The sequence below is a fragment of the Parashewanella spongiae genome, from assembly GCF_004358345.1.
GTDB lineage: Bacteria > Pseudomonadota > Gammaproteobacteria > Enterobacterales > Shewanellaceae > Parashewanella > Parashewanella spongiae.
On sequence record NZ_CP037952.1, the window covers coordinates 4,198,370 to 4,217,886 of the forward strand.

General features: G+C 39.4%; 15 protein-coding genes and 1 tRNA gene. 11 read left to right on the plus strand and 5 right to left on the minus strand.

Features of this window, described 5'->3' with window-relative positions; genetic code table 11:
* Positions 1–23: 23 nt before the first annotated feature.
* From mrdA to E2I05_RS16640, 5 genes are all read left to right on the plus strand, one after another.
* Positions 24–1,880 (plus strand): penicillin-binding protein 2, encoded by a 1,857-nt coding sequence (gene mrdA, locus E2I05_RS16620; protein ID WP_121853451.1) that lies wholly within the window; start codon positions 24–26, stop codon positions 1,878–1,880.
* The gene (gene rodA, locus E2I05_RS16625) at positions 1,877–2,983 is read left to right on the plus strand and encodes a rod shape-determining protein RodA (RefSeq protein ID WP_121853452.1); all 1,107 of its coding nucleotides are present in this window, start codon (positions 1,877–1,879) and stop codon (positions 2,981–2,983) included. Before mrdA ends, rodA begins: the two co-directional genes overlap by 4 nt.
* A 15-nt stretch (positions 2,984–2,998) precedes the next feature.
* The gene (mltB, locus tag E2I05_RS16630; RefSeq protein ID WP_121853453.1) at positions 2,999–4,006 is read left to right on the plus strand and encodes a lytic murein transglycosylase B; all 1,008 of its coding nucleotides are present in this window, start codon (positions 2,999–3,001) and stop codon (positions 4,004–4,006) included.
* On the plus strand, positions 3,993–4,784 hold the full coding sequence (locus E2I05_RS16635) for a septal ring lytic transglycosylase RlpA family protein (RefSeq protein WP_179952728.1): 792 nt from the start codon (positions 3,993–3,995) through the stop codon (positions 4,782–4,784). Before mltB ends, E2I05_RS16635 begins: the two co-directional genes overlap by 14 nt.
* Positions 4,785–4,891: 107 nt before the next feature.
* Positions 4,892–6,052 (plus strand): serine hydrolase, encoded by a 1,161-nt coding sequence (locus tag E2I05_RS16640; RefSeq protein WP_165905478.1) that lies wholly within the window; start codon positions 4,892–4,894, stop codon positions 6,050–6,052.
* Between the two features lie 58 nt (positions 6,053–6,110).
* Here the strand turns inward: E2I05_RS16640 and E2I05_RS16645 are convergent, their stop codons facing one another.
* Positions 6,111–6,560, minus strand: coding sequence for a hypothetical protein (locus E2I05_RS16645; protein WP_121853455.1), 450 nt, complete (start codon positions 6,558–6,560; stop codon positions 6,111–6,113).
* 58 nt (positions 6,561–6,618) lie between these two features.
* Positions 6,619–6,984, minus strand: coding sequence for a glutathione S-transferase N-terminal domain-containing protein (locus E2I05_RS16650; RefSeq protein WP_121853456.1), 366 nt, complete (start codon positions 6,982–6,984; stop codon positions 6,619–6,621).
* A 162-nt stretch (positions 6,985–7,146) separates the two neighbouring features.
* Here E2I05_RS16650 and E2I05_RS16655 point away from each other — a divergent pair.
* The 5 genes from E2I05_RS16655 to E2I05_RS16675 all read left to right on the plus strand — a co-directional run bounded on the left by E2I05_RS16655 (position 7,147) and on the right by E2I05_RS16675 (position 14,368).
* Positions 7,147–7,223: transfer RNA gene (locus tag E2I05_RS16655), tRNA-Trp, on the plus strand.
* An 856-nt stretch (positions 7,224–8,079) separates the two neighbouring features.
* On the plus strand, positions 8,080–8,649 hold the full coding sequence (gene ahpC, locus E2I05_RS16660; RefSeq protein ID WP_121853457.1) for an alkyl hydroperoxide reductase subunit C: 570 nt from the start codon (positions 8,080–8,082) through the stop codon (positions 8,647–8,649).
* A gap of 94 nt (positions 8,650–8,743) precedes the next feature.
* Entirely contained in the window at positions 8,744–10,306 is a 1,563-nt protein-coding gene (gene ahpF / locus E2I05_RS16665; RefSeq protein ID WP_121853458.1) for an alkyl hydroperoxide reductase subunit F, read from the plus strand.
* A gap of 477 nt (positions 10,307–10,783) precedes the next feature.
* Positions 10,784–13,756, plus strand: coding sequence for a TonB-dependent receptor domain-containing protein (locus E2I05_RS16670; RefSeq protein WP_121853459.1), 2,973 nt, complete (start codon positions 10,784–10,786; stop codon positions 13,754–13,756).
* A gap of 240 nt (positions 13,757–13,996) precedes the next feature.
* Entirely contained in the window at positions 13,997–14,368 is a 372-nt protein-coding gene (locus tag E2I05_RS16675; RefSeq protein WP_121853460.1) for a hypothetical protein, read from the plus strand.
* A gap of 587 nt (positions 14,369–14,955) precedes the next feature.
* On the opposite strand, the gene E2I05_RS16680 is transcribed toward E2I05_RS16675, so the two are convergent.
* Positions 14,956–15,144 (minus strand): cytoplasmic protein, encoded by a 189-nt coding sequence (locus tag E2I05_RS16680; protein WP_121853461.1) that lies wholly within the window; start codon positions 15,142–15,144, stop codon positions 14,956–14,958.
* 74 nt (positions 15,145–15,218) lie between these two features.
* The gene (locus E2I05_RS16685) at positions 15,219–15,596 is read right to left on the minus strand and encodes a DUF3224 domain-containing protein (RefSeq protein ID WP_121853462.1); all 378 of its coding nucleotides are present in this window, start codon (positions 15,594–15,596) and stop codon (positions 15,219–15,221) included.
* 176 nt (positions 15,597–15,772) lie between these two features.
* Here E2I05_RS16685 and E2I05_RS16690 point away from each other — a divergent pair, with 176 nt between their 5' ends.
* Entirely contained in the window at positions 15,773–16,192 is a 420-nt protein-coding gene (locus tag E2I05_RS16690; protein WP_121853463.1) for a CBS domain-containing protein, read from the plus strand.
* 472 nt (positions 16,193–16,664) lie between these two features.
* On the opposite strand, the gene clpB is transcribed toward E2I05_RS16690, so the two are convergent.
* On the minus strand, positions 16,665–19,238 hold the full coding sequence (gene clpB, locus E2I05_RS16695) for an ATP-dependent chaperone ClpB (RefSeq protein WP_121853464.1): 2,574 nt from the start codon (positions 19,236–19,238) through the stop codon (positions 16,665–16,667).
* Positions 19,239–19,517: the final 279 nt, after the last annotated feature.

Here is a 19,517-nt window from a genome sequence, read left to right on the forward strand (position 1 = left end):
TTGTTGCTGATTTTGGAGAGACTGTGCCGCCACAAAAGCGAATGACCATACATGATCACGCTGCAGAATCTTCACTGTTTAAACGCCGTGCTTTATTTACTTTTGTTTGCGTAATAGCTCTTATCAGTGTTTTACTTGCTAATCTATACCATTTGCAAATAAAACGTTTTAGCGATTATTCAACTCGTTCTAATGAAAACCGTATTCGTGTTGTACCTGTAGCACCCAGCCGCGGGTTGATTTACGATCGCCACGGTCAATTGCTCGCAGAAAATAGACCATTTTATTCGTTGCAGGTATTACCTGAAAAAACCAAAAATCTAGACGATTCTTTATTAAAATTAAAAACAGTTATTGATCTTTCTGATGAAGAAATCGAACTATTTAAAGAGTCATTAAAATATCATCGTCGTTTCAAACAACTTGCTCTTAAAAGCCGACTCACACCTGAACAAGTAGCGGAATTCACTGTAAACCAACACAGGTTTCCCGGTATTTTTATCGAAGCAGGTCTCAAACGTTATTATCCACATAGTGATGCGCTCACTCATGTGCTCGGTTATGTCGGAAAGATCAACCAAAAAGATCAAGCACAATTAGAGCAGAATGAGCAATGGATCAACTACGCGGCAACTCGTGATATTGGTAAACAAGGTATCGAGAAGTATTACGAAAGTCTACTGCATGGTATACCGGGGCATTTAGAGGAAGAAGTAAATAACCGCGGAAGAACCATTCGAACTTTGGCTAGTACACCTCCAGAACCGGGACAAGATATATACTTAACTCTTGATCTTGAGTTACAAAAGAAAGCCATAGAATTATTAGCTGGGCGTCGAGGCTCAGTGGTCGCCATAGATCCGAGAGACGGTGGCATTTTAGCCCTCGTCTCTAGCCCAAGTTATGATCCAAACCAATTTGTTCACGGTATTTCAGGGAAGTCATACAGCGCATTGCTCAACAACACGTCTCGCCCATTAATAAATCGTGCAACTCAAGGTCAATATGCGCCAGCATCAACGATAAAACCATTAATGGCTTTAGCTGGATTGGAAGGAAATGTTGTGGAAGAAAGAACCCGCATTTGGGATCCTGGTTTTTGGCAAATACCAAACGTTGATCATAAATATCGAGACTGGTACCGATGGGGACATGGTTGGGTAGATGTTCATGATGCCATTATCCACTCCTGCGATACGTATTTTTACGAATTGGCCTACAAACTTGGAATAACAAAAATTTCGACGTTCATGGAGCCATTCGGTTTTGGAGAGAATTCAGGGATAGATATTTTTGAAGAGGTTTCAGGTAATTTGCCATCGAAAGATTGGAAGCGACTAAAATACAATCAATCTTGGTGGAGAGGCGACACGGTTAATATCGGTATTGGTCAAGGATATTGGACGGCCACACCAATTCAGCTCGCAAAAGCCACCAGTATCATCGCCAATCGTGGAAATAGATTTGTCCCTCACTTGCTGAAATCTATTAAGGATGAAACAACAAAAATTGACTCACCAATTGATGAGTTACCTCCAATAGTTTTAAAAAATCAGCACAATTGGGAGATTGTTAATGATTCGATGTTCCGTACCGCAAATAAAATTCGTTTCAAAAACTCCCCTTATAAGGTAGCAATGAAAACAGGTACCGCACAAGTTGTGAGCATTGCTCAAGACGAAAAATACGACGCCAAAAATATCAGCGAAAAATACCGTGATAATGCGTTAATTGTTGCCTATGCCCCTTATGAAGCACCCACAATTGTGCTTGCCATAGTGATTGAAAATGCAGGTTGGGGTGGTGAAAATGCTGGACCTGTTGCCAAATCATTACTTGATGAATACCTATTGAGACCTAATCTGGAGGCTCAACCATGAACTCTGAGCACTACAGACAAAATATTTGGCGAAGAATGCATATCGACCTACTTCTTCTCATTGGGATTCTTGCTCTGATGAGTTTTGGGTCGTTTATTATTTATTCAGCCAGTGGTAATAATTTTGCCATGATAGAAAGGCAAGCAATCCGTATAGTTTTGTCCCTATTCGTGATGTTTATCGTTGCTCAAATCAACCCTGAAGTTTTAAGGCGCTGGGCACTGCCTATCTATTTGACTGGCGTGGCGTTGCTCATAGGTGTGATGTTTTTTGGAGAAGTGAATAAAGGCGCACAGCGTTGGTTAAATGTAGGTTTTATTGAATTTCAACCTTCCGAACTAATGAAGCTCGCTTTTCCGATTACTATGGCTTGGTATATCAGTAAATTCCCACTTCCACCCAAAAAGCGTTATCTAGCAGGTGCTGCGATACTGCTACTAATTCCTACATTATTAATCGCTAAACAGCCCGATCTTGGAACTTCTATTCTGGTCGCTTCATCTGGCATATTTGTTTTGTTTTTATCAGGAATGAGTTGGCGAATTGTACTCAGTATTATTTGTTCGGGTTTAGCCTTTTTACCTGTGCTTTGGTATTTCTTAATGCATGATTATCAACGTACACGAGTATTGACATTATTTAACCCAGAGAGCGATCCTCTTGGTGCTGGTTATCACATTATTCAATCGAAAATTGCAATTGGTTCTGGTGGGCTCTGGGGTAAAGGTTGGCTGCACGGCACACAATCCCAGCTCGAGTTTTTGCCAGAGAGGCACACTGATTTTATCTTCGCTGTTATTGGCGAAGAGTTTGGTTTAGTTGGTAGTCTCTTTTTACTGTTGATGTATTTATACATAATTGGTCGTGGGCTCGCTATTGCATCAAATGCACAAACCAGCTTTTCTCGGTTGCTCGCGGGCAGTATCACATTGACATTTTTCGTTTATATTTTTGTCAATATTGGAATGGTTTCTGGCATATTACCTGTAGTCGGTGTTCCGCTACCATTAATCAGCTATGGTGGCACATCTATGCTAACGTTAATGGTTGGGTTTGGTATTTTAATGAGCATTAATACTCATCGTCGTTTTGTTGATAAATAAGGAATGGAAACTATTATGCGCTTAATATCATCAGCGGTTATCAGTCTAGTAATTTGTGCTGTTCTACCCAGTTATGCCGACGAAACGAGTGCTCCAGAAGTTCTGAAATCTGAATTTATTGCGCAGCAAGTCCGCAACGGAATGACTAAGCAGGAAGTCACTTCTATTCTTGATAAAGCTCACTTTCAACAAACTATTATCGATTCTATTTCTCGTCCCTGGGAAGCCAAACCTTGGTATCAATATTATCCCATATTTTTAACGGACAATCGGCTTGAGGCAGGATTATCATTTTGGAAAAAAAATAAAGATGTCATCGCTCGCGCCGCTAAAAAGTTTCAAGTAGATCCACAAATCATTGTCGCAATCATTGGCGTCGAAACCTATTACGGTAAGTACTTAGGTAAACATTCAGTACTTGATGCGTTATATACGCTCGGTTTTTACTACCCTCCTCGCGCTAAATTTTTTCGTGGGCAATTAGGTGATTTATTAAAACTAACCAAAGAAGAACATTTGGATATTAACAACCTAAAAGGTTCATACGCTGGCGCAATGGGCTACGGACAGTTTATTCCTTCAAGCTATCGCTATTATGCAGTTGATTTTGACGGGAACGGCAGCCGTGACTTAATCGGAAGTCCAGCAGATGCTATTGGCAGTGTAGCGAACTATTTACACAAACATGGCTGGCAAAAAGGTATGCCAACGACCATAGAACTCGTCAATGAAAGTGATTCAGCTCCTGAAACAGCACCCTGGAGTGGGAAAAGATTAAAACTAAAAGCCGCCGATATTCTCACACCTCAATTACACCTTAAACACAGTATTGATATTGATATTGCTCAACCAGCAATACTGATTGAATTACAACAAGAAAGCGATAAAGAGTATTGGCTCGGTTTGAAAAATTTCTATGTCATTACTCGTTATAATCATAGCCCTTTGTATGCAATGGCCGTCTATCAATTTAGCCAACAACTTAAACAATCATACGAAAAGCAGGCTCATGAGAAACAATAACTTTATTTTATTTTCCATTATTACTTTCGTGGTAATGTCATTAATAGGCTGCGGTTCGTCAAGTAGCCAACGCTATCATTTAAAAAATGATTCTGCACCAATTAATCCTCCAGATTTGTCTAAAATCGAAGATGCACAACCACGTTATGAACCTCATTCCCGCCAAGGAAATAAACCTTATGAAGTGTTCAACAAAAATTATCAAGTTTTACCCACTGCGAAAGATTATGCGGAGGTAGGAAAAGCTTCTTATTATGGTTCAAAATTTCATGGCTACCTGACGTCTAATGGTGAAGTGTATGACATGTTTTCCATGTCTGGTGCGCATAAATCTTTACCGCTTCCAAGTTTTGTGCGTGTTACCAACCTTGATAACAACAAGCAAGTCATTGTCAGAATTAATGATCGAGGACCGTTTCATGCAGAGCGAATTATCGACCTTTCCTATGCGGCCGCTTATAAGCTAGATATGCTTAAGCAAGGTGTATCCAACGTTAAATTAGAAGCTATTCACATTGAAGCCCCGACAGAAAGCTCGTTTTTGTCAGCATCCACGCAAAAACATTACATACAAATTGTTGCATCTAAAGATAAAAAACGTTTGCTATTGATTGGTAAAGAGCTTGAGTCAAAATACAACTTATCTGCTAGAGTAAAAAGCGTGAAAGGACTGCATAAATTGCAACTCGGCCCAATGCTACATCCATTATTGGCCGAAAAACTTTTACAAACAATAAGACAACAAGGCTACCCACAAAGTTATTTACTTACAGATTGAAAAATAATTACATTTCAATGAACTTTATGTAATATCAAAAGTCAAACAGCTAATGCTATACTGTCGTCCAATATGTCTAACATCAACCAAAACGTGCCTAATTAATGATGAGTTTATTGAAAACCCCTGGTAAAGCATTATTGCTTTCTTTCGTTTCTTTTTCTTCTTTTGCTGTACCGGTTGTTATTCCTGAAGCACCTAGAGTTGCTGCGCAAGCCTATGTTTTGATGGATTACAATACAGGCCAAATCATTGCCGAAGAAAGCGCTTATAATCTACTCAACCCTGCGAGTTTAACAAAAATGATGACCAGTTATGTAATTGGTCATGAATTGAAGTCTGGCAATATTAAAGAGGAGGATGAAGTCACCATCTCCACTAATGCTTGGTCGAAAAACTTCCCTGATTCGTCAAAAATGTTCATTGAAGCCGGTAAAAAAGTCACTGTTTCAGATCTCAATCGCGGCATTATTATCCAATCAGGTAACGATGCTTGTGTGGCAATGGCTGAACATATTGCTGGCACTGAAGATGGTTTTGTTGACTTAATGAACTCATGGGCAAAACAGCTTAATATGACTGACAGTCATTTTGAAAACTCTCATGGTCTTGATTCTTCTGAGCACAAAACGACTGCATATGATATGGCATTATTGGGTGCGGCGCTCATCCGTGATGTACCCGAAGAGTACGCCATTTATAAACAAAAATCGTTTACGTATAACAACATTAAGCAATATAACCGTAACAGCTTGTTATGGGACAACAGTATGAATGTTGATGGCATTAAAACTGGCCACACATCAGGTGCAGGTTATAATTTAGTCGCTTCGGCTACCAAAAATAATATGCGCTTAGTTTCAGTGGTTATGGGCGCAAAAAGTACTGCAGCTCGCAAAGCTGAAAGCAAAAAGCTATTAAATTACGGCTTTCGCTTTTTCAAAACATTAGTGCCATACAAAGCTGGTGACAGCTTTGTTACTCAGAATATTTGGTTTGGCGATAAAGAGACTATCGATTTAGGTGTCAATACCGATACGCCAATCACGGTTCGTCGTGGCGCAGAAAAAGAGCTTCAAGCTCATTTTGAATTAACAAAAGAAATTGCGGCACCGATTGCTAAAGGTGAAACTGTAGGACGCATTTATTTTCAACTTGATGGTAAAGATATCGCCCAATTTCCACTCGTCACTTTGCAAGAAGTTAATGAAGGTAGCTGGTTTAGCAAACTTACTGATTACTTTAAAAAGAAAATAGCTGATTTCTAGCAGCTCTCTCTTCAAAGGCGCTTTATGCGCCTTTTTATTTACATCTTATTTCTTAAATTTATCCTCCTTCTTTACATTCACCATCTATTTCAATTTTTCTGTTTAAAATAGTACGTCTTAACTCTATATACCCGTCTCGACAATACTGATTCTGTTTCAGTGTTTCTCGCAATCCATGTTCAGCGGCAAGTTCCCATTGATCATTTTTTTGCTTTTTAGCTAAGTACTCACGCTTTAATTCTGATCGACTTTTAGATTTTTGTGAAATGCGTTTTTCATGAGGTAATGGTTCGTTGTTCAGACGAGTTGCCCCTATTTTAGTGATAGTATAAGTGAACAATTTTAAACCGTTACTCTTCATTTCCGTAGTAAAGCTATCTTTAACTTGGCCAACATAATCAGCATCATTAAGAACAGGTTTTGACGAACAACTAGAGAGCAACACGACTATTGCTATAGCTTGAAAACAACCATTAATATTAAAGCCTGTTCTGATATGAAGTGACATAAACATCCCTTTGATCTAAAAAAGGCGTTCAATCTCTTGAACACCCATAAAAAATAAATTACTTTGCTGACAACACTAAATCATTAAAATATCTATTAATTTCATCAGATTCATACAACCAAGTAACCTTCTTCCCTTCTTCAATTCGAAGACAAGGTACTTTTACTTTACCACCTTGAGTTTCAAGTACTTGGCGATTATCGGCTAACTTGGCGTCTACAAGTTTAATATTGAGTCCTTGACGACGTATTTCCCTGCGCACTTTGACACAAAACGGGCAAGCCGCAAATTGATAGAGTTGTAACAACTTGGTTAAATCATCCAGCTTTGCTTGGAGTTCAGCAGAGTGCTGGGCTTTTTTCGGAGCAAATATAAAATTTAACAGCAAAATAATACGACCTAGCACCCAACGAATAACAAACATGATCTACCTCAAATAATTGAATATTTTGAAAGTGTACCCAATAAGGTTGTCATATCATAGGCGTTTATCACTGAGCTGTTTGAAAAAACTCCACTTAATACCCAAAGCTATAAAAAGTCCTTTACCTTTCACGGGGCTTTTAGCATAATGCCCCACATCGACAGGGGTGTAGCTCCAATTGGTAGAGCGCCGGTCTCCAAAACCGGATGTTGTGAGTTCGAATCTCTCCACCCCTGCCAAAATTTAGAAAGCCTAGCAGCAATGCTAGGCTTTTGCTTTTTATAGCATTTATTATTTTTACTTACTTTTTTGCCCCTTGCAATTATCCAACTGCAACTAATGTCACATTTTTATTGTGACCAACTGTGACCACATCGAGATCAAGCAATAAATAATAGTAACTATTCAGTCTATTGATCAAATGTATCAAGTAGATGCCCATTAAACGACAGTTGTAGAGTCTTTGATGCACTGATACTTTGTTTGCGACAACTTGATATGTTATACCAATAAAGTAATTAATCTCTCACTCAGCAAGAGCTAAAGGGTTCAGTGCAAGACAAGCTCGAAGTGCTATATTCCCTACGGCCGCCGCCATACACAACTGGCATTCAATGCACTTCGTGCTTTTGTCAGGATAATTCAAGTGCTTGTAACGCAGTAATGGAACCCTTTAGTCTTGCCCTTCGGAGCTTGTATGTGCTCACTTTGGTTTATAAAGAATACTTCTCAAAATTGTCTTGACGTAGCAATGTAATAACGACAGTTTTGTGTGTCGGTAACAACTATGCCTTCATCAATTTCGATTGCACTTTGAGCACATACATAGCTCTGAGTTGAGCATTTAATTACTGTAATTGGTATAACGACAAGTACACCACAAAAAACAAAGTTAGTTCGCCCCAATGGACGAGGAATTAAACCCCGAAGAGATTAAAAATACCTTCTTAATTTATTTAATCTACAAAACAGATTACAGCAATAGATTTTATCAGCTATACAAGATTAACTAACTCACATAATATTCATTCCAACACAGACAGACTCGTTAATGAGTCAAGACAATATTAATTACCAATACACTTGGAGTGAAACATGACACAGTCAATCATCAACACAAAAATCAAACCATTCAAAGCAACGGCTTTTCATAAAGGTGAATTTGTTGAAGTTACAGAGCAAGATTTATTAAACAAATGGGCTGTTGTTTTTTTCTACCCTGCTGACTTTACTTTTGTATGCCCAACAGAACTTGGCGACATGGCAGAGCATTATGCAAAGTTGCAAGAAATGGGTGTTGAAGTGTACTCCGTATCAACGGATAAGCACTTCACTCATAAAGCATGGCACGACACGTCTGACACCATTAACCAAATCCAATTTCCAATGATTGGCGACCCAACTGGCGTAATTAGCCGCAACTTCGGTGTATTAGTTGAAGAAGACGGCGTTGCACTTCGCGGTACTTTTGTAAGTAACCCTGAAGGCGAAATCAAAATTGCAGAGGTGCATGACTTAGGTATTGGCCGCAGTGCGTCAGAGTTGCTCCGTAAGATTCAAGCGGCACAATATGTTGCAACCCATGACGGTGAAGTTTGTCCAGCAGCATGGACACCAGGTGAAGCTACATTAGCGCCTTCTTTAGATTTAGTTGGCAAGATTTAAATCGATTAAATAAATCATCACCTTTACTGGCCTGCTCTTTAGGTGTAGGCCAGATTTTTTTCATCTTGCATTCTTTTTATTTTTGGGAGTCATCATGTTAGATATTAATTTAAAAAAACAACTCGAAGCTTATCTGGCAAACCTAACACGTCCTATTGAGCTGCACCTTAGTGCTGATGACTCAAGTAAAGGAATAGAACTGGCTAACCTTGCCAATGAGATAACGATATTATCGAATAAAATTACTCTTCATCGAGTTGAAAATGATCGCCGTCAGCTGCTGACTATCGTTAATCCTGAAAATAACAGCCAAATCAGCTTTGCTGGTATTCCAATGGGACATGAATTTACTTCTTTAGTGCTAGCACTTCTTCATTCTGGCGGCCACCCTATTAAATTAGATGCGGATGTTATCGATCAAATTCGAACATTAGAGGGAAGTTTTAAATTTGAAACCTTCATTTCTCTCAGCTGTCAAAACTGCCCAGATGTGGTGCAGGCCATTAATATAATGGCGGCGATTAATCCTAACATTACCAATGTAATGATCGATGGCGCTTTGTACCAAGATGAAGTGAATGCTCGTAATATTATGGCCGTACCTTCTGTTTACCTCAATGGTGAAGTGTTTAGCCAAGGTAGAATAAGTTTAAAGGATATCCTTGCACGTATTGATACGGATTCAGTGAAAAAGCAAGCCGATAAAATTTCAGCCAAAGAAGAGTTTGACGTACTCGTTGTTGGCGGTGGCCCTGCTGGTGCAAGTGCAGCAATATATGCAGCACGAAAAGGATTAAGAACGGGTATTGTTGCCGATAAATTTGGTGGGCAAGTCAGTGAAACCGTTGGGATCGAAAATTTTATATCAGTAAAAGCAACAGAAGGCCCAAAGCTGGTCGCCAATCTCGAAGAGCACGTAAAAGATTACGACGTCGATATCATGGACGGTCAACGTGCGAGCCGATTAATTAACGGTCGCAACTTTCAACTTGAACTTGAGTCAGGCGCTCAACTTAGCAGTAAAACTGTACTTATTGCGACAGGTGCCCGTTGGAGAGAAATGAATGTTCCTGGTGAACAAGAATACCGTGGAAAAGGCGTTGCTTATTGCCCCCATTGTGATGGTCCATTATTCAAAGGAAAGCGCGTTGCCGTGATTGGTGGTGGAAACTCAGGTATTGAAGCTGCGATTGATCTTGCTGGAATCGTTGAGCACGTTACTGTTCTTGAATTTGATAGCAAATTAAGAGCTGATGAAGTTTTACAAACTAAAGCTAACTCCATGGGGAACATCGATATTATCACTCAAGCTCAAACAACTGAAGTCGTTGGTGACGGTGCTCGTGTTCAAGGACTAAATTATACAAATCGAGCGACGGGCGAAACCCATCATATTGAGCTTGCGGGCATTTTTGTTCAAATAGGCTTAGTCCCAAATACCGAATGGATTAAAGACGGTATTTTAATGAATAGCCGCGGTGAAATTGTTGTTGATAATAAAGGTCAAACAAGTATTCCCGGTGTATTCGCCGCAGGAGATGTTACTGACAGCGCCTATAAACAAATCATTATTGCCATGGGAAGCGGTGCTAACGCTTCATTAGGTGCTTTTGATTACATGATTCGTTTAGAAGAGCCTTTGGTTGACGCCGCTTAAATAAATTTACATATCTAAAAAAAGCCGCATCGCCTAAATATTGGGCGATGCGGCTTTTTCACTCAAATAAAACCAATATTATATTAACAAGTATTTTACTAAAAAATTAACTCGCCTAAAAAATAACAAATTAGATTACCAACAACATTTATCATATCCACATCAAAAAAACATTTTAAAAGAAGTAGTAATTTATAACGATTTTATCACGACACTTTTATTTTAATTCTTACAATAAAAACTTTTTTAATAATACCGATGAAATTTACCCACAATAAAACAACAAGTTAAAATAACTCCCATCACTCCATTATGATTTTTTAATGTTATTTTCAATAATTAAATAAAAAATTGAAATTAAACAATTGTACTACAGGTTATTAACTTTGAAGTCACCAAAATAACAAATGAATAGGCCATAAAAATTAATTTGGCTTATTTAAAAAATAATTAACCAATAGAGAGTGAAGGGTGTATATGAAAAAGTTTACTCGTTCAAAAATAACTCAATCAATAAAATTTGCCTGTTATATGGGCACAGCAGTTACATTATTGTCACCAATGGCGAACGCGGCTGAAGTTACTAATGAAGGAGCTGATAATGTTGAGCGTATTCAGGTTACTGGGTCTCGAATTCGGTCAACAGATCTTCAAGAATTCACTCCTGTACAAACTATTAGCGGAGCGGAAATCGATACGTCAAGTGTCGCGAACATTCAAGAATTACTTCTTAAAAACCCTGCATTTGGCTCTCCTGGTATCAGCCGTACCAACTCGAACTTTTCGACTTCTAGCGCCGGTGTAGCTACGGTAGATTTAAGAAATCTAGGTTCTTCAAGAACACTTGTTTTAGTTAATGGTAAAAGAGTTGTTTCAGGTATTCCTGGATCATCTGCTGTTGATTTAAACACAATTCCTGCACAGTTCATCGAGCGAGTTGAAGTTATCAGCGGTGGTGCATCAGCGGTCTATGGTTCTGACGCTTTAGCTGGTGTTGTAAATATTATTTTGAAAAAAGATTTCGAAGGTTTGGAGCTGGAAGGTCAGTTTGGGCAAAGCTCTGAAGGTGATGGAGAAGAATCTCAATTACAAGTTACCTTTGGTTCAACATCTGCGGATGGTAAAGGTAATGTCATGTTCCACGGTTCCTATACTGACCAAGGTGCTGTTTTTTCTCGCGATAGAGAACGCTCAGCTGTTGACCAAATATCTTTAGGTCGATTAACTGGAGACATCAATGATGTATTCACACCTAGTCGCCCATTCTTTTCTTCTTTTCCGCCGCAAGGTAGGTTCGATGCTGGTGATACACGTTTCACTTATGACTCAGCGGGCAATTTGATTAATTCCTTCTCCACAAACGGAAGTGATACTCAAGAAGCCAATGGCTTTAACCGCAATGCATTTCGTACTATAGCGATTCCAACAGAACGCTACCTTTTAGCAGGTTCAGCTAATTATGAGTTCACTGAAGGATGGGTTGCATCTTTAAACGGAAATTATGCCTCATCTCAAACTCAAACAGAGCTTGAGCCGTTTCCATTTTCAACTGATGATATTTATCCCGTTGATGGGCAGGCAGCTATTGAGTACGCTAATTTCATAGAGAATGACGCTGGTGAAATTGAAAAAATCATTCTCCGTAATGCATTTGTACCTGATGCTATCTTTGATGCTGCAACCGATACTAACGGAGATGGCCTAAAAGACATTTCATTTGCTCGCCGCCTTGCTGATATTGGTCCGCGTGGAAACATCGCTGATCGTGATTCATTTCAAATCACAGCATCTGTTGAGGGTGAATTGAGTGACACTTGGTCATTAAATGCTTTTTACAGCTATGGCCAAACTAAAGAAAGCCAAGTTTCAAGTGGCCAAATAAACGTACTTAACTTCCGCAGTGCGTTTGAATCAGTAATCAACCCTGAAACTGGTTTAGCTGAATGTCGTGATGAGATTGCACGAGCTCAAGGTTGTGTTCCATTGAGTCCATTTGGTGAAGGTTCGATTACACCGGAAGCTGCTGCATACGTAAATGCATCTGGTTTACTTTCGACATTTGTTTCACAAAAAACAGCAGGTGTTACCTTCTCCGGTGAGCTATTCGATTTACCTGCAGGTACTGTTGGTACTGCATTTGGTGTTGATTACCGAGAAGAGTTCTCACGAGATGAATTTGATGCATTACAACAAGCAGGGTTAAACGCTGGTAATGCCATTCCACGTACTGAAGGTAAATTTGATGTCATCGAATACTTCGGTGAAGTTCAAGTACCGTTGCTTGCTGATCTTCCCTTGGTTCAGCGTTTAGATTTAAAAGCAGCCGTACGCTTTTCTGATTATTCAACCGTTGGCAATACAACAAGTTGGGACGTTGGTTTAAATTGGGCACCAATTGATGAAGTAAAACTACGCGTAGTTAGAGCTCAGTCGACTCGTGCACCAAACATTGGTGAACTTTTCTCGCCACCAAGCCAAACGTTCCCATCGGTTACCGATCCATGTGTTGATGTAACATTAACTTCCACAGGCGCTCTAGACGATGCTTGTCGTGCCGATGCTTCGGTACTGTCGAATATTCAAGCAAACGGTGGAACTTTCACCTTAAACCAATCAGATATTCAAGGTGTAAGTGGCTTTAACCGTGGTAACCCTGAACTTAAAGAAGAAGTAGGTACATCACTTGTCGCAGGCATCACTTATTCACCTGAAGGTATCCCTGTACTAGAAAACTTCGACTTTAACTTTGATTATTTTGATATCGAAATTGAAGACGCAATCGTTAGCACACCTCGTAACTTTATTCTTGATCAGTGTTATGGTGGCGATACTACATTCTGTGACTTCATCACTCGCAGAAATGTCAGTTCAGCGACAAATAGTATTGGTTCTCTAGAGTTCGTTGATAGTGCCGTAACCAACAGTGGCGGTCTTGAAACATCAGGTTATGACATCGTGATTTCTTACTCTAAAGAATTAGAAGACTATAATTTAGTCGGTGATTTAAGTTCTCGTTTATCATATACGCATGTTATTCGAAATGACGTTACTCCACTTCCTGGCTCTCCAGTTGATCCGTCAAATGGTGAAATTGGCGCCGCTAAGGATAAGTTTTTCTTAACTTCTTCTTATGGGTATGAAGACTACGCAATCACATGGAACATGACTTACATTGGTGAGTCATATCTTGATGATCAATTCTTATTCAACACCTTTGAAGCAGCTCCAGAATCAGCAGGTGTTGGCAGCTACATTTATCACGATGTAAATGTTAGCTATAACCCAACAGAAAACTTAGAGTTATTCGCTGGTGTTAATAACGCATTTGATAAAGATCCTGCACCAATTTTAACCGGAGTCACAGGAAATAGCACTGGTACTGAAACTGCAGCTGGCATTTATGATCCTATCGGTCGTCGCTGGTATGCTGGCTTTAGAATGAAATTCTAAACCAAGCTTACATAATTAATCGTTTACCTTGATGTAGCTGTTTTCAGCGTACAAAAGACCCTGTCCCTCCCTCAGGGTCTTTTTCTATAATCCCCCCCTTATAACAAACCCTCTTATTGATATTTAAAAATCGGCTATAGAATCTGCTAAATATTATGGTATTTATCCATACTTCTTTTTAATGCGTGAATGAAGTATCGATAATCTAAAATGGATTTTGTAAGTAATGAGGTAACAAACATGAAAGCAATGGCCTGTAGCGCAGTATTCGCAGTTCTACTCACTTCTAATTTTGCATCCGCCGCGATATATCATGGTCAGAATATTGATAATAATTATTACCATTGTTCTGGCACTGTCACTGATACTTCAGGTAACTCTAAAAGTAGTGATGATGTGGTATGTAGTTTTAGTGGACAAAGTTTGACAACCAGTTTAACTGGCCTTCCTAAATTTACTTTTACATTAGAAAGTGAAACGATCACTTCTAATGTTTTTCACTTTACTAAACGAGTACTGATGAAAAAATATTATATCGACTTAACTGTAGACTTAGATAACCCACAGCAGCCAAGTAATTTTTTCTTCTTGTCAAGGAAGGGCTCTAACTAAAATATATTGATAAGAGTTTTAAATACTTGTGCCCATTAAGCCAATATCAATGGCTTAATAGGTCAGGACAACCGCACGAGTGAGTGATATATGCACAACTCCATGTGGTAATTTCGTCATTCCCACGAAAGTTGGAATCTAGTGCCTTATATTCGAATACCCAAAGTCACTGGATTCCCTTTCTCACAAGAATGACGGGTTGTAAAACCTAGGGTCTGTTGATCTTTCAGGATTAAATTTTGTGCTATTTGGACATTTATCTGTTCAAGGCGTGAGCAGTGATGCTTAGCCATCTAAGTGAGCTGGTCACAACACAGAACAGTGAATGCTCAAAAGCATCGAAAAAAGAGAGAGCGTAAATTGGTCGCTCTTTCTAAATAAAAGGTGCTGCGTTATCATTTTCTTATTTGGAAACGAAGTAACGACAGTTTTGTATGTCGATAATAACCAAACCTCACAAACTCTGCCTTGCATAAAATAACCAATTTATCGCTGCAAAAACAATCACGAAAGATCAACAGACCTTAATGTTTTTGTTCAAAAAACATTCATGCGTTTACCCTGCTTAATAGGTGACGATGAAAGGATCAAACTTTTATATTTATATTATGTCCAGCGTTGCCTACTGGCTGCAACCTATCTAAAGATGCCGCCTCAATTAATTGCATGGCCATTTGACCTTCCATCTCTTGCTGATCATTAGCCATTTTCAATACCTTGGTATTTGCAGTCTCATTACTAACATTAGGTTGAACTGATGCACCATTAATATTCATCTTTAATCACTCACAACTGTATATCACTTCCATGTATCGGCACGACATAAAAAGAGTAAAGAGAAAACGCCAAATTATTTAAGTTCTATGTGGTATTCAGCACATCCTGAATCACCTGACTTGAATCGACCTATACCAGCCATAGCTTGTTCGTTTTCAGAAGACAGTAACTCAAACTGACTTGAGGCCACGCCGTTGATGAACTCTCCCGTATGGCGTAACAAAATTGGAGCTAACTTGTTGTCACTTGGAGTTATCGTTTCATAACCTACAAATTCAGCACTCCCTGAGGGGAAGTATGACAAAAAGTAATGCACTTCACTGTCTCCCTCTATTTCTCCTTGATATGTTTGGGTAACTGTTGCTTGAGCAAGCTTAGATCCATCATCGCTAGAAGAAAGTGTTTTTTCATCCCATGAAGTCACTTGGAAGGTTCCATTTAGTATTGTCATTTAGCTATCCTTGTATGTGCTTTATATAAATTTAATCTACAGAACAAACTGAATGTGTTCAATCCGCAAAAAGATAGATCTCGATCAACTTATTAAAAATTTACTTAGCTGACAATGAATTATACCAACATGGAAGTAAGTAAAGGATTTTCAATCAGCAACCAAGGTAGATAGCTATGCGCAAAAATAATCCAATTTCAAAAATTATGTCTTCAGAGCTACATTATGTCCAAGAAGGACAGCCTCTCAGCGAAGTTCGTCATATAATGTGTAATTCAAATATTCATCATGTTCCCGTCGTACAAGGCAAAACATTAGTAGGGTTGATCAGCTTTACCGATATGATGAAGTTAAATTTAGTTGCGGATCAAAGCAATGAATATACAGCTGATGCGATCATCGATCAGCAATTTAGCATTTCGGATGTAATGTCGAGAGATCTTGTCACTATTAACGATAAAGATAATATCCGCACTGCGGCACGTCTGCTTTCAGATGGAAACTTCCACTCGCTTCCTGTTGTTTCAGATGAGAAAAACATCATCGGAATGGTAACAAGTACGGATCTTATCCGTTATTTAAGTGAATTGTATTAGGGTCTGTTGATCTTTCAGGATTAAACCTAAAAACATCAGTTGAACGCTGAGTATATGAGTAACTGTTTGAGCATTTATCTGTTTAAGGCGTGAGCAGTGATACCTAGCCATCTAAGTGAGCTGGTCACAACACAGAACAGTGAACGCTAAAAAGCATCTAAGACAGCGTAAATTGGTCATTTCTATTGCGTTATAGCTTGCTTATTTGGAAACGAAGTAACGACAGTTTTGTATGTCGATAATACCAAACCGCACAAGTTCTGTCTTGTATAAAACGACCAATTTATCGCTGCAAAAATAATCACGAAAGATAAACAGCCCCTAGATTATTGATACGACCTATTAAAAAATACCTGCTAAAGGCAGGTATTTTCATGTTGTCAAAAGGTTACTATTGCTCAAAAACCAACTTTGAATCTACGTTCAACACCATGATCGGTGTATGGGGTATTTTCATGTTGTCAAAAGGTTACTATTGCTCAAAAACCAACTTTGAATCTACGTTCAACACCATGATCGGTGTATGGGGTATTAAAGTGCCTTTTAAGATCTGTTGAGCCAATGGATTTTCAACTTCAGTTTGAATCGCTCGTTTCAGAGGCCTTGCACCGTAAACAGGGTCAAAACCCGCTTCAGCAATCAAATTCAGTGCATCATCACTTAACGATAATGTGTAATCTTTATCGGCTAAACGCTCACACAGTTTCTCAATTTGAATACTCGCAATGTGCTTAATATGCTCTTGCCCTAATGGGTGGAATACAACAGTTTCATCGATACGATTAAGGAACTCAGGTCTAAAGTTTTGAGTAACCACACCCATCACGGCGGTTTTCATTTCGTCATAATTGAGTGACGTAGTGTGCTCCTGAATTATGTCCGAACCCAAGTTAGAAGTCATGATCACAACCGTATTTCGAAAATCGACTGTCCGGCCTTGTCCATCGGTTAAACGGCCATCATCTAACACTTGCAACAAGATGTTAAATACATCTGGGTGTGCTTTTTCAATTTCATCGAACAAAATCACTGAATAAGGTTTACGGCGCACGGCTTCGGTTAAATATCCGCCTTCCTCATACCCTACATACCCTGGAGGCGCGCCTACTAGCCGAGCTACTGAATGTTTTTCCATAAACTCTGACATATCAATACGAACTAATGCTGAGTCGGTATCAAATAAGAAGGTTGCCAATGACTTACACAACTCTGTTTTCCCGACGCCTGTAGGCCCTAAAAATAGAAAAGAGCCTATCGGTCTATCGGGATCTGCTAATCCAGCTCTGCTACGACGAATCGAATTGGCTACCGCTTCTACAGCTTCGTTTTGCCCTATTACCCGCTCATGAAGTGCATCTTCCATCTGAAGCAGTTTATCTCGCTCACCTTCCATCATTTTAGCAACGGGAATACCTGTAGCTTTTGATAACACTTCAGCAATTTCTACATCGGTCACTTTATTTCGCAGTAATGTCATGTCTTGCATTTCAGCTTGCGAGGCTAAATCGAGCTGTTTTTCTAACTCAGGAATTTTACCGTATTGAAGCTCAGACATTCGCCCTAAATTACTAGCTCGACGCGCGACATCTAAATCCAATCTAGCTTGTTCTAGTTCAGTTTTAATGTGCTGAGTGCCTGCAAGCGCAGCTTTTTCTGTGTGCCATACTTCATTAAGCTCAGCGACTTCGCGTTCAACATCATTAAGATCATCACGGAGTTGCTTTAAACGCTTTGCGCTGGCGTCATCTTTTTCTTTTGCTAATGCACGTTCTTCAAGTTTAAGTTGAATTGCACGACGCTCTAACCTGTCTAATGGCTCAGGTTTTGAGTCCATTTGCATTCTAATCGATGAAGCCGCTTCATCAATTAAGTCTATGGCTTTGTCGGGCAACTTTCTGTCCGCGACATATCGGTGCGACATGCTCGCTGCTGCAACAATTGCAGGATCTGTAATTTCGACATGATGATGAAGCTCATAGCGCTCTTTTAAACCTCGCAGAATTGCAACGGTTGCTTCAACGTTTGGTTCTTCAACTAAGACTTTTTGGAATCGACGCTCTAAGGCTGCATCTTTTTCAATATATTGACGATATTCATCAAGTGTTGTCGCACCAACGCAATGCAATTCGCCACGTGCTAACGCAGGTTTAAGCATATTACCTGCATCCATCGCCCCATCTGACTTTCCTGCTCCTACCATAGTATGCAGTTCATCAATAAACAGAATAATTTGCCCTTCTTGATGAGAAAGGTCGCTCAATACCGCTTTAAGTCGCTCTTCAAACTCACCTCGATATTTAGCGCCAGCAATCAACGCCCCCATATCTAATGACAAAACTCGCTTATTTTTAATACCTTCAGGGACTTCACCATTGATGATCCGCTGGGCTAAGCCTTCTACAATGGCTGTTTTACCTACACCGGGCTCACCAATCAAAACTGGGTTATTTTTAGTTCGGCGCTGCAGGACTTGAACTGTACGGCGAATTTCTTCGTCACGTCCAATAACAGGGTCTAACTTGCCTTGTTCTGCACGCTCAGTTAAATCTATGGTGTATTTTTTGAGTGCTTGACGCTGATCTTCCGCATTGGGATCATCGATATTTTGACCGCCACGCACATCTTCTATCGCTTTTTCAAGCTTAGATTTGGTCGCGCCAGATTTTTTGAGTAATTTAGCCAGTGATTCTTTGCTTTCCATAACCGCCAGCAAAAATATCTCACTCGAAATAAATTTATCCTGTCGCTTCTGTGCCATTTTATCGCAAAGATTTAATAATCGTCCCATGCCTTGGGATAACTGAACGTCACCACCAGTACCTTCAACAATCGGCAGTCGGGCTAACTCGGCTGATAACTCTAGCCGTAAGCTGTTTACGTCAACCCCAGCATGTTTTAACAGTGGGGCTACTGTTGTACCACTTTGGTTCAAGAGTGCTGACAATAAATGAGTAGGCTCTATAAATTGATGATCTTTTCCTAGAGCTAATGATTGTGCATCGGACAGCGCCAGTTGAAATTTGTTGGTCATCCTATCGAGTCGCATAAATCCTCCTTTGATAACACATGAAATACAGTCTAGCTCAAATTAACAAGCTGTTCTTATGGTTATATAAATGGGGATGAATGACAGTATTTCAAGTAATACCAATTACAGTAAATCTGACATTGAGCACATCTATTAAAAATCCAAAATTAATGAATGGTTACTCATTTTTGCGTTGTTAAAATGTTCATATCGGTTAATTTTAAGTAAAACATAGATAAAAAGTGTTTTCTTATTCAATCTTAACTACATAACTATTCCGTGTTCGCAATGTTAGGT

Coding starts and splice junctions, on each gene's coding strand:
- E2I05_RS16675 (WP_121853460.1), top strand. CDS start 13,997: ATGAAAGCAATGGCCTGTAGCGCAGTATTCGCAGTTCTACTCACTTCT.
- E2I05_RS16640 (WP_165905478.1), top strand. CDS start 4,892: ATGAGTTTATTGAAAACCCCTGGTAAAGCATTATTGCTTTCTTTCGTT.
- ahpF (WP_121853458.1), top strand. CDS start 8,744: ATGTTAGATATTAATTTAAAAAAACAACTCGAAGCTTATCTGGCAAAC.
- E2I05_RS16635 (WP_179952728.1), top strand. CDS start 3,993: ATGAGAAACAATAACTTTATTTTATTTTCCATTATTACTTTCGTGGTA.
- E2I05_RS16690 (WP_121853463.1), top strand. CDS start 15,773: ATGCGCAAAAATAATCCAATTTCAAAAATTATGTCTTCAGAGCTACAT.
- mltB (WP_121853453.1), top strand. CDS start 2,999: ATGCGCTTAATATCATCAGCGGTTATCAGTCTAGTAATTTGTGCTGTT.
- E2I05_RS16685 (WP_121853462.1), bottom strand. CDS start 15,596: ATGACAATACTAAATGGAACCTTCCAAGTGACTTCATGGGATGAAAAA.
- rodA (WP_121853452.1), top strand. CDS start 1,877: ATGAACTCTGAGCACTACAGACAAAATATTTGGCGAAGAATGCATATC.
- E2I05_RS16680 (WP_121853461.1), bottom strand. CDS start 15,144: ATGAATATTAATGGTGCATCAGTTCAACCTAATGTTAGTAATGAGACT.
- E2I05_RS16645 (WP_121853455.1), bottom strand. CDS start 6,560: ATGTCACTTCATATCAGAACAGGCTTTAATATTAATGGTTGTTTTCAA.
- E2I05_RS16650 (WP_121853456.1), bottom strand. CDS start 6,984: ATGTTTGTTATTCGTTGGGTGCTAGGTCGTATTATTTTGCTGTTAAAT.
- ahpC (WP_121853457.1), top strand. CDS start 8,080: ATGACACAGTCAATCATCAACACAAAAATCAAACCATTCAAAGCAACG.
- E2I05_RS16670 (WP_121853459.1), top strand. CDS start 10,784: ATGAAAAAGTTTACTCGTTCAAAAATAACTCAATCAATAAAATTTGCC.
- clpB (WP_121853464.1), bottom strand. CDS start 19,238: ATGCGACTCGATAGGATGACCAACAAATTTCAACTGGCGCTGTCCGAT.